Genomic DNA, 16237 nt, shown 5'->3' with positions numbered 1-16237 from the left:
TCCCTTTATAAAAACAACTAACTAAAAATAAAATTTAATTAATCTTAGCTATCTTATAATCCATTATATTTTACTCCCACTGAAAACCATCTTCCTGGCATAGGTACAGCTCCTGCTTCTATATATGTCTTATCAAAAATATTCTGAGCATCTAGATAAAAGCTATATTTATTCATTACATAATTAACTCTGATGTCAGTTAACCAATAACTCTTGTAACTAATACGCTCATTAAAACGGTTAGCAATAGTAGCACTAAAATTATTATATCGATAATTCACAGAACCTACAACTTGATGTTTTAAACTTTCTATCGCATATTTAGATATCTTGTCTATTTCTTTATTCTCTACTTTTGGAGAAAGATAAGTATAGGAAGCTCCCAAATTCCATTGTGAAATTTCATTACCAATAGTATATTTTAATGAAGTATTAATTCCCTTTGTTTTATTTTTTGAAGCGTTATATGACTGATATGGCACTGTAATATCCTCTCTAATCCAATCAATAAAATCAGTAATATCTCTATAAAAAGCAAAAGCTTCAGCTTTAAACTTATTATTACTGTATTTAGCCCCTAACTCTATTTGATATGCCTTTTCTGGTTCTAAATCAGGATTACCTATATTTCCAGGTCTTTGATCTAAATAAAGGTCAGTAAAAGATGGAATTCTACTAGCTGTTCCTGCATTAAATACAACTTTCCAATTCTGATTAACAGCATAACTTGCATCAATACCAGGAAATACTTCCCAACCATATTTAGTATTATAATTTACATATGCTCCCAAGTTAATATCTAACTTATCGAAATATTCCTTTTGAAATTCTGCATATAGCCCATAATTACTTTTACTGTGATCTCCAATATTAGTAGAATTTATTTCTTCATATCGCATTTCTCCACCAAAAGAAAACTTACCAATATCTGCTAGATATTCACCTCGTAAATTAGAAGTAATAGCATGTGAGTAGTGTCTACTTCTCGCTACATCTAATTTATGTCTAAAATAACGATAGTCATCAAAATTATAACGATAAGCAACACTAGGTAACAAAGTGAAACGTTCTCCTAAATAATGACGTGAACTTATGTTAAACATTGTAGTAGATACAATCTCTTTTGATTCCTTATCTCCCGGAGCAGCATAAAAACCATTTGCACCAAAAGAACTTCTAGCATATCCACCTAATACCATTATTGCATTATTATCATTTGGAACAAAATTTCCCTGATAGAACATTTTATTATTATGATGGGCTGTATTGTAACGATAACCATTTCCCGAATCATGACTCCCAAAAAGCATGTGATTGTCTTTCTCTCTTACTAAAGTACCTCCTACTTGTATACCTCTGCTATTAAATACTTCTCCATGATCACCATCTTTATCCTTTTTAAAGCTACTCCCTACATAGGTATGAGCAAATAGTCCATCTTTCTTAGGATTTTTAGTTACAATGTTAACCACGCCTGTCAAACTATTTATCCCATAAAGTCTTGCTGATGGTCCTCTGACAATTTCAATACGCTCTATAGCTTCTAATGGTATAGGTATGTTTAAGCTATTATGCCCTGTTTGTGGATCAGAAATTTTTTGTCCATTTAATAATAAAACATTCTGTTCAAAACTACCACCATCAATACTTAAATCAGCTTGCGTACCAAAAGGTCCTCTCTGTCTAATATCAACTCCAGCAGCATAACTCAATAATTCATTAACAGAGGCAACTGGCAATTGTGCAATCTCTTGCTGACCTATAACTGTAATATTCCTGTTCTTTAATGTGCTAGGCAATTGTAATCGTTGATTATAAATTACAATTTCCTCCATATTCAACTGTTGCTCTTTATTATCTGAATCGTTAGTTTGTGCAAATACACCTAATGTGGCGAATAATGCAACTTGGCTTAGAAAAATTTTCTTCATCTACTTTTAAATAATTAAACTTAATATAGTACTAAGTAATGTAGTACATTGATTTGTTGTCTATTGTAGAGCAAAACTACATAGGAATATTTCTGTCATTATAGTCCGGTTATAAAATAGACAACATACCGGTTATAATTGTATTCTAAAAACTATCGGAAATAATAGTAGCGTTCTATAATTATTAAGCTATCAGTTAAAAACCACAACGCTTAAATATTGTAAAAGAGGTCGTCTTGACCTTTGTAATATAAAGAAAGGCAATAGAAACTTGTACTGTCAACCAAACAAAACTTACAATTATAGATATCATATACTCCATTTGGATAGTATTGAATTAGATATAGTTCCCCACTAGTTACTTCCAAAAAGAGGATTCAAATCAAAAACCATTTCATGAAGTAGTTAAGGCAATATTATATAAATGAAAAAGGCAACGTGATTTCATCTTATTATCGCTCATCCAATTCATTACAGCCGTTTTCTTTTTAAAATTTTTGAAAGATAATCATTTAATTATTGAGAGGTCTTTTTGAATAGAAGTGCATAAAACGATTCATGGAATATTTAATTCCACATATACCTCAATTACTATAGAGGATATGATTTTTTCAAGACTTCTTCAAGACTTCTTCAACAAATAGCCTTCTATATGGAGTAATCATGGGGCATTGTTGAAGAAGTGTTGAAGGATTTAGCTCTAATGCCTGTAAACACTGACCTTAACAAGCACTACGATTTTACCTTAAAATGGCTATTTTTAATGTAACGTATTGTAATTTAAGTAGATATATTTTTTAACATTTAAAAAAAGTGAGGTGTTTTTTTGTTATGTACACGATGATTAAATGGCACATTATTGAGTTGGATAGCATGAAAATTCAAGGCTTATATTGTTATAGAACTAAAGGAATTTCAGAAAACTAAAAAATTAAGATGAGTTCAAAACATACTATAATCTCTTATCTAAAATAAACTGCATACACACAATATAGAATAACACTAAATAAGTAGTTTATGTCTTACTGCAATTCAAGAGCATCGCTGATAACTATTAATAAAACAGTGGATTTCAAAGACTTTAAATAGATTAAAAGAATACTAAAATACTGATCAATAAAGCTATAAATATACATCTGTCAACTTGTCAGTTCTTATAAAAAAATCTATATTTGCCCTTTAAAATACAAACTCCCTTTTAACACTATTATGGAAAAGGTAATTGATGAAAATAAACAAGGTACAAGTCTAGAGCTAACAAAGAAAGTTACTAACACTAAGAAACTTTTTATAGAAAGTTATGGGTGTCAAATGAACTTTTCAGACAGCGAAATTGTAGCTTCAATTCTGTCAGATGCAGGATACAACACGACAACAAATCTAGAAGAAGCTGATTTAGTATTGGTTAATACTTGTTCAATACGTGACAAAGCAGAGCAAACAGTACGCAAACGCCTAGATCAATATAATCAAGTAAAAAAGAAAAATCCAGGAATGAAAGTAGGTGTTCTAGGTTGTATGGCCGAACGACTAAAAAGTAAATTCTTGGAAGAAGAGAAGATTGTAGATATGGTAGTAGGTCCTGATGCCTATAAAGATTTGCCAAATCTACTAAAAGATGTAGAAGAAGGAAGAGATGCAATCAACGTTATTTTATCAAAAGATGAAACATATGGCGATATCTCTCCAGTTCGTTTACAAAGTAATGGTGTAACAGCATTTGTATCAATCACAAGAGGTTGTGATAATATGTGTACATTCTGTGTTGTACCTTTTACAAGAGGTCGAGAGAGAAGTCGTGACCCTCAAAGTATTATTGAAGAAATTAAAGATTTAAACGAAAGAGGATTTAAAGAAATAACTCTATTAGGTCAGAATGTGGATAGTTATCTATGGTATGGTGGAGGATTGAAAAAAGATTTTGATAAAGCAACTGAAATGCAAAAAGCAACAGCAATAGACTTTGCTCAACTTCTTGACCAATGTGCAACTGCTTTTCCAAAAATGCGTTTTAGATTCTCAACATCTAATCCACAAGATATGCATATCGAAGTAATCGAGGTAATTGCTAAGCATCACAATATCTGTAAATACATCCACCTACCTGTACAATCAGGAAGCACACGTATTTTAGAAGAAATGAATCGTCAGCATACTAGAGAAGAATATATTGCATTAGTTGATAAAATTTACGAATTAATTCCAGATATTTCTTTATCTCAAGATATGATTACTGGATTCCCTACAGAAACAGAAGAGGATCACAAAGACACATTATCATTAATGGAACATGTGAGATATGACTTTGGGTTTATGTTTGCATATTCTGAAAGACCTGGTACGCTAGCTGCTAGAAAACTTGAAGATGACGTTCCCGAAGAGGTTAAAAAACGCCGTTTATCAGAAATCATTTTTACACAAAACAAAATAAGTTTAGAAAGAACACAACGTTTTGTAGGTCAAACTGTAGAAGTATTAATTGAAAAAACTTCTAAACGCTCTGATAAAGAATGGTCAGGAAGAAACTCTCAAAACACAACAGTTGTATTCCCGAAAGAAAATTATAAAGTCGGAGATTTTGTATTAGTAGAAATACAAGACTGTACATCAGCAACCCTAATCGGTAAAGCTGTAGGCTATTCGCCAATGCAAGAATAATATATTAATCTTCTATAAAGAATTAATAAGGAATGGAAAATGTTCAAGCTGTCAAACAACGATTTGGAATAATTGGTAACGATCCGAAACTCAACAGAGCAATTGAAAAAGCAATTCAAGTAGCTCCCACTGATATTTCTGTTTTAGTAACAGGTGAAAGTGGAGTGGGGAAAGAAAGTATTCCAAAGATTATTCACTCATTATCACACCGAAAACACGGAAAATACATTGCCGTAAACTGTGGAGCTATTCCAGAAGGAACAATTGACAGTGAGCTATTTGGACATGAAAAAGGGGCTTTTACAGGAGCTGTTGGTTCACGTGAAGGTTACTTTGAAGAGGCAAATGGAGGTACAATCTTTTTGGACGAAGTAGGAGAACTTCCTTTAACCACACAAGTACGATTATTAAGAGTGCTTGAAAATGGTGAATATATTAAAGTAGGTTCTTCAAAAGTTCAGAAAACAGATATAAGAATCATTGCTGCTACCAATGTCCACATGACAGAAGCTATTGAAAAAGGTAAATTTAGAGAAGATTTATACTATCGTTTAAGCACTGTAGAAATAACTTTACCACCGCTAAGAGAACGTGGTGAAGATATACATTTACTTTTTCGAAAATTTGCCTCCGATTTTGCACATAAATATAAAATGCCTCCGATAAAACTATTACCGGAGGCTGCTGCATATCTAATACGTTATAGATGGGATGGAAACATAAGACAACTAAGAAATGTTGCAGAACAAATATCTGTCTTAGAACAAGATCGTACAATATCGTTACCTATTCTACAATCTTATTTACCTAATCACGATAGACAAGTCCCTTCTGTTATAAATGGTAAGAAATCTGATTCAGATTTTTCTAATGAACGTGAAATACTTTATAAGGTATTATTCGAAATGAAAAATGACCTTAATGATGTAAAGAAATTGACATTAGAATTATTAAAGCACGATAAAAATCACGTACAAGAAACTAATCCTGGACTGATTCAAAGAATATATGGTCAGAAACCAGCAGCAGATAGCAAAGAGATAACAGAGCCTTCTGATATAACAGAATACAACATTGTTCCTTTACATGAACATATTAACGCATCTAAGTCCTTACACCCTTCATTTCAAGATGAGATTAATAATGACGACGATGACGATGATTATTTAGTAGCTGAAACAGTGGAAGACGAACCTCTTAATCTAGAAGAACAAGAAGTAGAATTAATTAGAAAAGCCCTTGACAGAAATAAGGGCAAAAGAAAAGCTGCTGCAGATGAGTTAGGAATCTCTGAACGTACTCTATATCGAAAAATCAAACAATACAACCTATAATTATGAAAGTTAAATATCTATTTTTTGTATTAATTACGACATTGACACTTGGTAGCTGTAAATATTATAACTTTACAGGAACAGGAAAAATAAATGCAGACTCATTTCAAGTAAATTATTTTCAGAATAATGCAGAGCTTGTTGAGCCAGGTATTGAAAGAACCTTCACATTAGCTCTTCAAGATCTGATTCAAAATCAAACAAGTTTAAGTTTGACAAATGAAGGGGCTGATTTAATTTATGAAGGTGAGATAGTAGATTATAGAATATCTCCTATGACAGCAACAGCTGATCAAAGGGCTGCTCAAAACCGTTTAACTATCACAATTAACGTGCGTTTTATAAATAAAAAAGAGCCTGAGAATGATTTTGAGAAACGTTTTTCTTTCTATTATGATTATGATGCTAATACACAGCTTATGGGGGCTAGCTTAACAGAAGCATTAAACGTTATTTATGAACGTATTACACAAGATGTTTTTAATGAATCATTAGCAAAATGGTAATCAAAAAGAAGTAAGTTTGAATACAGAACAAATAAAATATTTACTACATAATCCAGAATATGTTGCAGGTAATGATGCAGTAATTCTGAAAGAATTGCTATTGGAATATCCCTATTTCCAATCAGTAAGAAGCCTCTATTTAAAAAGCTTGTATCTTCAGAAAAGTTCTTTATATAATTCAGAGCTAAAAATCACAGCTGCACATACACTTGATAGAGATATATTATTTGAATTTATTACTTCACAAGAATTTATCTCTTATAAACCAATACAGCTAGATTCAGAAGAAGAAATTGAAACGCAACCAATATCTTCACTAGAGATAAAACAAGACGATATATTACCTTCTAATCAACAAAAAGAAGATATAACTATCGTAAACCAAACAGTAGAACAAGATAATACTGATAAAATAACAACAGAGGAAAATCATTCTCAAGAAGAGGAAAATTCAATAAAAGAAATTGAAGAAAAACTTAATATTGGAAAACCTTTAACTTTTTCAGAAGATGAAAAATTCTCTTACCAAGAATGGTTAAAACTAGCGCAACATTCCCCTATTGAACGAGAAAATGGAACTACTTCAACAGAAAAAGAAAAAAATCTGAAGAAGAGAAACAAAAAAAATTAACATTAATTGACAAATTTATAGAGACAAATCCTAAAATTGTCCCAACAAAAAAACCACTGTCAGCTCCCGTAAACATTGAAAACTCGGTACAAGAGAACAATAGTTTGATGACAGAAACATTAGCAAAAATATATTTAGAGCAACGGAAATATCAAAAAGCAATACAAGCTTATGAGATTTTAATTTTGAAATATCCAGAAAAAAGTAGTTTCTTTGCAGACCAAATATTAGATATTAAAGCGTTACAACAACATAATAGTTAATAACCATGAACACATTTACAATATTTTTAGTACTAATCGCAATTGTTTGTTTCTTACTAGTCGTAGTAATTATGGTACAGAATCCAAAAGGAGGAGGTTTAGACTCATCATTTGGTGGCTCTACTGTTGTTGGTGGAGTAAAGAATACAAACGATTTCTTAGATAAAAGTACATGGACATTAGGAGCAGTATTAATTATCCTGATTTTAATGTCAAGCTTAAGCTTTAGTGGAGGAGCAAGTGGAGATTCTAAATTATTAGATCCTAATGCGTCTGTAGACATGCCTTTAATGGATGCCCCTACTCAAGAAGCACCACAAACAACTAATGGTGCGTCAGACAATGACAATTCTACAGAAGCACAACAATAAGTCAATAAATTTTATATCATAAATGGATGCCAGCTGTCAAGCTGGCATTTTTTTTTACCTAAAACTGCCATCTAAAGATTTGGCACGCTTTGTGAATAATCTATAACCGTTATAAATAAAAACTAAATTCAATTTCATAATCATAAACTATTAAAATTATGTCATTAAACATTAAACCACTTTCAGACAGAGTTCTTATTGAACCATTGCCAGCAGAGACTAAGACTGCTTCAGGTATTTTTATTCCAGATACAGCAAAAGAAAAACCATCTAAAGGAACGGTAGTTGCAGTAGGAAACGGTACTAAAGACCACGACATGACTGTTAAAGTAGGTGATACTGTTCTTTACGGTAAATATGCTGGAACAGAGTTAAAATACGAAGGTAAAGATTACCTAATTATGCGTGAGGACGATATTTTAGCTATTGTTTAAACAAATTGAATCATTAACAACTAAATTAGAAAGAAATGGCAAAAGATATTAAATTCGACATTGAAGCTCGTGAAGGTTTAAAACGCGGAGTAGATGCATTAGCAAATGCTGTAAAAGTAACATTAGGTCCTAAAGGAAGAAATGTTATCATCGGAAAATCATTTGTTGCACCAACAGTAACTAAAGATGGTGTATCAGTTGCAAAAGAGGTTGAATTAGAGGATACATTAGAAAACATGGGAGCTCAGATGGTTAAAGAGGTAGCTTCTAAAACTAATGACCTTGCAGGTGATGGAACTACGACAGCAACTGTATTAGCTCAAGCAATCGTAAAAGAAGGATTGAAAAACGTAGCTGCAGGAGCAAATCCAATGGATTTAAAACGTGGAATTGATAAAGCTGTTGAAGTAATAGTAGAAGACCTTAAAAAACAATCTCAAGAGGTTGGTGGATCAATGGATAAAATCAAACAAGTAGCTTCAATTTCAGCTAACAATGACGATTTTATCGGAGAATTGATTGCACAAGCTTTTGAAAAAGTTGGAAAAGAAGGTGTTATCACAGTTGAAGAAGCAAAAGGAACTGAAACATTAGTTGAAGTTGTTGAAGGTATGCAATTCGACAGAGGATATTTATCTCCATATTTTGTCACTAATTCAGAAAAAATGGAAGTTGAATTAGACTCTCCATATATCTTACTATACGACAAGAAAGTATCTTCTTTAAAAGAACTTCTTCCTATATTAGAGCCTGTAGCACAATCTGGTAAACCATTATTAATTATTGCTGAAGATGTTGATGGAGAAGCATTGTCAACTTTAGTAGTGAATAAATTAAGAGGTGCATTAAAAATTGCTGCTGTAAAAGCTCCAGGATTTGGTGATAGAAGAAAAGCAATGCTTGAAGATATTGCAATCCTTACTGGAGGTACAGTAATTTCAGAAGAACAAGGATATTCATTAGAAAATACAACTTTAGAAATGCTTGGTACTTGTAAACGTGTAAGCATTGATAAAGATAATACTACTATCGTAAGTGGAAGTGGTGACCCTGAATTAATTAAAAACAGAGTTAACCAAATTAAAGCTCAGATGGAAACAACTACATCTGATTACGATAAAGAAAAACTTCAAGAAAGATTAGCTAAGTTAGCTGGTGGAGTAGCTGTACTGTACGTTGGAGCTGCTTCAGAAGTTGAAATGAAAGAGAAAAAAGACAGAGTTGATGATGCGTTACACGCTACTAGAGCTGCTGTAGAAGAAGGAATCGTAGCTGGTGGTGGTGTTGCATTATTAAGAGCTAAAAATGCATTAAGCACAATCAAAGCTGAAAATGATGACGAAGAAACTGGTATCCAAATCGTAGCTAAAGCAATTGAATCTCCTTTGAGAACAATTGTAGAAAATGCTGGAATGGAAGGTTCAGTTGTCGTTGCTAAAGTTCTAGAAGGTAAAGGTGACTTTGGTTACAATGCTAAAACAAACGAATATATTGATATGTTACAAGCAGGTGTAATTGATCCTAAGAAAGTAACTAGAGTAGCTTTAGAAAACGCTGCTTCAGTTGCAGGAATGATCTTAATCACTGAATGTGCATTAATAGATATTAAAGATGAAAGTGCTGGAGCTATGCCAATGGGCGGAGGTATGCCAGGAATGATGTAATCTTATATCCTTATAATACAAAAGGTCGACAGTGATAGCTGTCGACCTTTTTTTATACGTTTAATTCAAGGAAAAACCTCTTGCTCGTCCTTTCGATTCTTAAATATAAATAATAGGCACACATAAGTAAAATGAAAAAATCATCTATGAGTTAATGAGATCAATACATCGCTATAAAGTTTCTTAACTGCTCCTCATAAGAATTTAAAATGATTACTTTCTATAGGTAATATAGATGTTTAAAGAAAAAAAGGCTCTCTCTTCTTTTTTGGTACTTCTATAAACAATCTTCAATGCTTATGAAATAAAAAAGGCAGTAAATAATCAATATTTACCGCCCTTACCTTAGTGTTTTATCTCTTTTTAATTCTATAAAAAGTTTATAATCTATTCCAAGTAGTTACAAATTATAATGTACTGATTTCTTTTAATTCTGCAATTGTCTCTATTGGTGTTTCTGATTTAAAAACAAAACTACCAGCAACTAATGCACTAGCTCCTGCCTCTACTAATGCTTTAGCATTTTTACTAGTTACTCCTCCATCAATTTCAATAATAGCAGAAGATCCCGTAGCATCAATCATTGCTTTTAATTTTTTTACTTTATTGTATGTATTCTCAATAAAACTCTGTCCTCCAAATCCTGGATTTACACTCATAATAAGTACTAAATCTAAATCTTTAATTACATCTTCTAATACATTGACATTTGTATGAGGATTTAATGCTACACCTGCTTTCATCCCTTCCGCTTTTATAGCTTGAATCGTTCTATGCAAATGGTTACATGCCTCATAATGTACAGTTAAAATATCAGCGCCTAAATCTTTAAATGTTTTAATGTAACGATCAGGATCGACTATCATCAAATGCACATCTAAAGTCTTTTTTGCATGCTTTCCTATAGCCTCAAGTACTGGCATACCAAAAGATATATTTGGCACAAATACACCATCCATTATATCAATATGAAACCAGTCAGCTTGGCTTGCATTTATCATCTCAACATCGCGTTGTAAATTACCAAAATCAGCAGCAAGTACTGACGGTGCAATCATTGTATTCTTCATAATATTGTGTTGTTTAAGCAAAGATAAAACTAATTTTAGATAACAAAAAAATACTCTTGCCAACCAATGTTAACAAGAGTATTTTTATTATTCTAAAACTTGAGCTTCAAAAAGCTCTGAGAAGTATTTAATAATTTTTTCTCTTACTTCATCCTCATCAACATAATCAACTCCTAACTCAACGTTTAAAGAGGTGACTCCTTTGCCTTTAATTCCACAAGGAATAATATTGTCAAAATAGCCTAAATCAGAATTTACATTTAGAGCAAAACCATGCATAGTTACCCATCGTGATGCACGCACTCCCATCGCACATATCTTACGTGGAAATGGAGTTCCGATTCCTAACCACACGCCAGTTTCGCCTTCACTACGACCTGCTTCTATTCCATAGTCATTTAACACTAATATCATGGTCTCCTCTAGCAAACGTAAATATTTATGAATATCGGTAAAGAAATTTTCCAGATCTATAATTGGATATCCAACGATTTGCCCAGGTCCGTGATAAGTAATATCTCCACCTCTATTTATTCTATAAAAAGTAGCACCTTTAGCCTTTAACTGTTCTTCATTTAAAAGTAAATTTTCAATGTGTCCACTTTTTCCAAGCGTATAAACATGAGGATGTTCTACGAATAAAAAGTAGTTCTCTGTTGGCTCCTCTGTTCCTTCTCTTCTATTTCTAACTTTAACGTCTAATATTGATTGAAAAAGTTGTTCTTGATAATCCCATGTATCTTTATAGTCTTTCTCACCAAGATCAATTAACTTAACTTGCTTATTCATTATAAAAAAGTTATTATTTACTATATTTTGGATTGTTTAAAATAACTAATGCGCCAATTACCCCAGGTACCCACCCTGCCATAGTTAAAAGTGCAACAATAAGTATTGATCCACAGCCTTTATCCAAAACTGCAAATGGTGGCAAAAAAATAGCTAGTAAAACTCTCCAAATACTCATACTAAATATATTTATCTACAAATTTCGACAATTTTTAGTAAAGAAAACAATGAATTTGGTCGCTTCTTTTAATGACGTTACAAATTATTCAATAACTATAAGAATTAATTAGTATTTGCTTCATTACTAATTGTCGCATTTTCAAAGATTAGCTATATTTGCCTTTTAAATTAATTTACAGTTATTATGCAACTTTCAGAACAAGAAATCATCAGAAGAGAAAAGCTGAGCAAATTACAAGAGCTTGGTGTGAATCCCTATCCTGCAAATCTATTTCCAGTAGACCATACGTCGAAGCAAATAAAGAACGATTTTGAAGAAGGTAAGAAGGTTATCGTGGCTGGTAGATTAATGTCTTCAAGAATTCAAGGAAAAGCTTCTTTCGCAACTATTCAAGATAGTGAAGGTAAGATACAATTATATATCAATAGAGATGAACTTTGTCCAGGTGAGGACAAAACTTTATACAATGAAATCTACAAAAAGCTTATTGATTTAGGCGATATCATTGGAGTTGAAGGAGAGTTGTTTACAACACAAGTAGGAGAAAAAACAGTTCGTGTAAAAGGATTGACTTTATTAAGTAAATCTTTACGCCCTTTGCCTCTTCCAAAAACAGATGCAGAAGGGAATACATTTGATGCATTTACTGATCCTGAATTGCGCTATAGAATGCGCTACGTAGATTTAGTTGTAAATCCACAAATTAAAGAGACATTCATCAAACGTACAAAATTGTACAAAGCGATGCGTGAATTCTTTAATGACGCAGGATATATGGAAGTTGAAACTCCTGTATTACAAGCAATACCAGGGGGTGCAGCTGCACGTCCATTTACCACACACCACAATGCATTAGATATTCCATTATATCTAAGAATTGCAAATGAATTATATTTAAAAAGGCTAATAGTAGGTGGTTTTGATGGAGTATATGAATTTGCTAAAAACTTCCGTAATGAAGGAATGGACAGAACACACAATCCTGAGTTTACAGTTATGGAGATCTATGTAGCTTACAAAGATTATAACTGGATGATGGATTTTACTGAACGTCTATTAGAACATTGTGCTGTTGCTGTTAATGGTTCTACAAAAGCTACTTTTGGTGAACACGAAATAAACTTTAAAGCTCCTTTCAAGCGTATTACTATGGCAGACTCTATTAAAGAGTTTACAGGTTTTGATATTACTGGTAAAACAGAAGATGAGATCCGCAAAGCTGCCTTAGAAATGGGTATTCCTGTTGATGAGACAATGGGTAAAGGAAAACTTATCGATGAAATATTTGGTGAGAAATGTGAGGGTAATTATATCCAACCAACATTCATTACTGATTATCCTAAAGAGATGTCTCCATTGACAAAAGCGCATAGAGATAATCCAGAACTTACAGAACGTTTTGAATTAATGGTATGTGGTAAGGAGATTGCTAATGCATATTCTGAACTTAATGACCCTATCGATCAAAGAGAGCGTTTTGAAGCACAAATGGCTTTAGCTGACCGTGGTGATGATGAGGCAATGTTTATTGATCAAGATTTCTTACGTTCTTTAGAATATGGGATGCCTCCTACATCAGGAATGGGTATTGGAATGGATCGTTTAATTATGTTCTTAACTAATAATCCTTCTATTCAAGAAGTTCTTTTCTTTCCACAAATGAGACCTGAGAAAAAGGCTCCAAGTGTAGAATTAACAGACGAAGAAAAAATCATTGTTCAAATTTTAGAAAACAATGACAATAAAGTTGAAATTAGTTCTTTAAAAGAACAAGCTGCTTTAAGTGGTAAAAAATGGGATAAAGCGATGAAAGGGTTAGCTTCTCATAATTTAACTAAGGTAGAAACTGAAGGTGATTCAAAATATGTCATCTATCAACATTAATATAATAAACTAATCTAGTTATAATAGAAGCCCCAATAAGAAACTTATTGGGGCTTATTTATTAAAACTCAGGATTATTAATAAAATCATAATCTGTCAAAGTGTGTAAAAAGGCTATTATAGCTTTCTTCTCCTCTACAGATAAAGGAATTCCTAATCTCTTTGTTTCTTTATTTCTTAACTGTGAATCTAACGAAGGCGAATCTATCACTCCAGAATCATAAAAGTCTAGAACATCTTCTAAAGTAGCAAGACTACCATCATGCATATAAGGTGCTGTAACAGCAATATTTCTCAAAGAACTCACTTTAAATTTATAACGATCTTCTTCTTCACCAGAAACTTCTTCTCTTCCTTTATCATTTAATAGATTATTTATGGGTAATCCATTATTTATAAAACTATTATCTGTAAACAAATCACTGCTGTGACAAGATGAACATTTCTGACTGAACAATTCAAGGCCTTTTCGTTCTAAATTGCTTAGCTTACCTCCTTTCTCTTTCCTAATATATTTATCGTACTTAGAATTACTTGATATTAATAGCGTCATATATTGTGCTAGTGCTTTAAGCATACTTGTAGAGGTTATCTTAACATCATTATAAGCAGCTTTAAACATTTCTTGATATTCCGTATCAACTCTTAATTTATCAAGTATTGTAGGCAATGTTTCTCGCATTTCAATTTCATTATGAATAGGCACAATAGCTACCATCTCAAGATTATTAGATGCACCATCATAAAAATATTCAGCATTAAATGCCATATTTTGTATAGCAGGTGCATTGCGCTTCCCAATATGTCCATCTATTCCCACACTAAATATTTTACCTCCATCAGAGAATGCATATTCTTTAATATGACAAGATGAGCATGAAATTGTATTATCTTCTGAAAGTCTTGTATCATAAAATAGTTTCTTTCCTAATTCAAATCTAGATGATGATAATTGATTCCTATCAAATTGATAGGTTAACTCTGGGAAATTAGAAGGTTTGTCCCAGTCTATAACATCTTCAACTTTATTTGCAATATCGCTACATAATTCATCATCAGTACAATTACTAAAGAGAAAGCCAACAAGAACAGCAAAAGTAAAATTCTTAATACTCATAATAAGATTTAAAAAGAAGTACTACGGAAATAGAAATTCTCCGTAGTTTTTAATTGAATTATAAAGTTTCTTGTTATTCTACTTTTTCTATTTCGAACATTGTCAAAGCATTATCCATTATTTGTGGAGCCTTCACAGCGTCCACCATGATAACTGCTTTTTCTTTTAGAACTATTTTGTGTGTACTATCCAAAAGCTTAGAAACTTCTACTCCTACTGTAACAATCGGTGACTTTTTATTACTTACTTCAATAGTCTCCTTACTTGCTAATTCTCTAGATTTATAGTTATCTAATTTACTGCCGTGACTTCCTATATGGAAAGAGAAGCCACCTCTGTCTCCTGAATTTTCATACTCTCCTTGAAAGTTAATAAATTTATATCCTGTAATCCATCCCCAGATTAAATCATGTTTAGCACATAAATCCCAAAAATCCTGCTGTTCCTCCTGTCCTCTTAAGTACTTCTCTTGATCAACTCCTACACCAAATTTTACTTTCGTATATCTTCCAGCAGGTACATTTTTTAGTACTATTTGCATATCATTGGTTTCAGAATCTATGATAAAGTAACTATCATTTTTTGTATAAGTGAATACTTTTCCTTTATTGTCCGTCAATTGAAAATTGCTAATAATATATTTTAAAAAAGTAACATTTATTTCCTCACTATTGCCATTAGCTTTATACGTTTGTCCATATTCTAATTCTTGACCATACATTTTATGCTCAAAATTGAAAATAATATCGTTACTCCCTTCTAATTCTACTTCCTTTGTTGAATTATCGTCACTACTACATGATGTAAATGAAAATACAGAAATTAATAATACTGCTATATAAGATAATATTTTGTTCATTGTAATTATTTTTATAAGTTAAATATTGATAATAAAAGTCCTTTCCGATATGCTCGGAATAGGTAAAAAACTGACAAATAATTACTTATAAAATTGGAGGCTCAAATACGGAAGCACTAAAAAGAAATTTATAAAGATTAAAATAAAAAGGAACTATATTCTTCTTTCTATTTATAACATAAAATCTTTTAAAATATGCCTCATAGTTCTGTGAAGCAATAAACTCATATAAGATAGTAGGCTTTTCTGACTGAAATGGTGACTTATGAGATAATGACTTGTCGAGTTCTTTTGCTAGATGACACTTACCATTACAATGCATTTCTGGATTATCAATATTCTCACACAATACAGTAGATATATACTCATAATTAACCATATATTCCACCACAGGCATTACTGGGCGAAATATAAAAACAATAGTTAATATGATATATATATTTTTCACGTCACAAAAATAAAGAGAGGTTACTATAAATTTTAAAAACTTGATAGTTATAATCTATCTATTCACACTTCTTGTAATAAAAGGCTTGATTATCTAA

General features: G+C 31.9%; 14 protein-coding genes and 1 pseudogene. 8 read left to right on the top strand and 7 right to left on the bottom strand.

All coding sequences use genetic code 11. The features are described from left to right. Positions 1 to 53: 53 nt before the first annotated feature. Positions 54 to 1931 carry a TonB-dependent receptor plug domain-containing protein gene (locus RH98_RS00195; RefSeq protein ID WP_010249180.1) on the bottom strand — a complete coding sequence of 626 codons (1878 nt, stop codon included), beginning with the start codon at positions 1929 to 1931 and terminating at the stop codon, positions 54 to 56. Between the two features lie 1209 nt (positions 1932 to 3140). Here RH98_RS00195 and miaB point away from each other — a divergent pair. The 7 genes and pseudogenes from miaB (at position 3141) to groL (ending at position 9792) form a co-directional block, all read left to right on the top strand. Further along, positions 3141 to 4589 (top strand): tRNA (N6-isopentenyl adenosine(37)-C2)-methylthiotransferase MiaB, encoded by a 1449-nt coding sequence (gene miaB / locus RH98_RS00190; protein WP_010249178.1) that lies wholly within the window; start codon positions 3141 to 3143, stop codon positions 4587 to 4589. A 32-nt stretch (positions 4590 to 4621) separates the two neighbouring features. Next, positions 4622 to 5923 (top strand): sigma-54 interaction domain-containing protein, encoded by a 1302-nt coding sequence (locus RH98_RS00185; RefSeq protein WP_010249176.1) that lies wholly within the window; start codon positions 4622 to 4624, stop codon positions 5921 to 5923. Positions 5924 to 5925: 2 nt separating this feature from the next. Next, positions 5926 to 6429: an LptE family protein gene (locus RH98_RS00180; RefSeq protein ID WP_010249174.1), complete on the top strand. Its 504-nt coding sequence runs from the start codon at positions 5926 to 5928 to the stop codon at positions 6427 to 6429. A 31-nt stretch (positions 6430 to 6460) separates the two neighbouring features. After that, positions 6461 to 7323: pseudogene (locus tag RH98_RS00175) on the top strand (tetratricopeptide repeat protein). Positions 7324 to 7328: 5 nt separating this feature from the next. After that, positions 7329 to 7694, top strand: a complete 366-nt coding sequence (gene secG / locus RH98_RS00170) for a preprotein translocase subunit SecG (protein WP_010249172.1) — start codon at positions 7329 to 7331, stop codon at positions 7692 to 7694. A 158-nt stretch (positions 7695 to 7852) separates the two neighbouring features. Then, positions 7853 to 8128, top strand: a complete 276-nt coding sequence (locus tag RH98_RS00165; RefSeq protein WP_010249170.1) for a co-chaperone GroES — start codon at positions 7853 to 7855, stop codon at positions 8126 to 8128. Positions 8129 to 8163: 35 nt separating this feature from the next. Then, complete coding sequence (groL, locus tag RH98_RS00160) at positions 8164 to 9792, top strand: chaperonin GroEL (protein WP_010249168.1); 1629 nt, start codon at positions 8164 to 8166, stop codon at positions 9790 to 9792. Positions 9793 to 10199: 407 nt separating this feature from the next. Here the strand turns inward: groL and rpe are convergent, their stop codons facing one another. The 3 genes from rpe to RH98_RS15350 form a co-directional block, all read right to left on the bottom strand. Continuing rightward, positions 10200 to 10862, bottom strand: coding sequence for a ribulose-phosphate 3-epimerase (rpe, locus tag RH98_RS00155; RefSeq protein ID WP_010249166.1), 663 nt, complete (start codon positions 10860 to 10862; stop codon positions 10200 to 10202). Positions 10863 to 10949: 87 nt separating this feature from the next. Further along, positions 10950 to 11651 (bottom strand): lipoyl(octanoyl) transferase LipB, encoded by a 702-nt coding sequence (gene lipB, locus RH98_RS00150; protein ID WP_010249164.1) that lies wholly within the window; start codon positions 11649 to 11651, stop codon positions 10950 to 10952. Between the two features lie 13 nt (positions 11652 to 11664). Further along, positions 11665 to 11829, bottom strand: a complete 165-nt coding sequence (locus RH98_RS15350; protein WP_010249162.1) for a YqaE/Pmp3 family membrane protein — start codon at positions 11827 to 11829, stop codon at positions 11665 to 11667. A gap of 186 nt (positions 11830 to 12015) precedes the next feature. Between RH98_RS15350 and lysS the strand changes: the two genes are divergently transcribed. Next, positions 12016 to 13716 carry a lysine--tRNA ligase gene (lysS, locus tag RH98_RS00145; protein ID WP_010249159.1) on the top strand — a complete coding sequence of 567 codons (1701 nt, stop codon included), beginning with the start codon at positions 12016 to 12018 and terminating at the stop codon, positions 13714 to 13716. A 61-nt stretch (positions 13717 to 13777) separates the two neighbouring features. Here the strand turns inward: lysS and RH98_RS00140 are convergent, their stop codons facing one another. From RH98_RS00140 to RH98_RS00130, 3 genes are all read right to left on the bottom strand, one after another. Further along, positions 13778 to 14833: a cytochrome-c peroxidase gene (locus RH98_RS00140; RefSeq protein ID WP_010249158.1), complete on the bottom strand. Its 1056-nt coding sequence runs from the start codon at positions 14831 to 14833 to the stop codon at positions 13778 to 13780. A 73-nt stretch (positions 14834 to 14906) separates the two neighbouring features. Beyond that, positions 14907 to 15692 (bottom strand): MbnP family protein, encoded by a 786-nt coding sequence (locus tag RH98_RS00135; RefSeq protein ID WP_010249156.1) that lies wholly within the window; start codon positions 15690 to 15692, stop codon positions 14907 to 14909. 85 nt (positions 15693 to 15777) lie between these two features. Then, complete coding sequence (locus RH98_RS00130; RefSeq protein ID WP_141629400.1) at positions 15778 to 16140, bottom strand: hypothetical protein; 363 nt, start codon at positions 16138 to 16140, stop codon at positions 15778 to 15780. Positions 16141 to 16237: the final 97 nt, after the last annotated feature.

Source organism: Myroides injenensis M09-0166 (assembly GCF_000246945.1).
Lineage (GTDB): Bacteria > Bacteroidota > Bacteroidia > Flavobacteriales > Flavobacteriaceae > Flavobacterium > Flavobacterium injenense.
The sequence above is the reverse complement of the archived record's forward strand: the minus strand, read 5'-3'. Positions and strand labels throughout refer to the sequence as shown.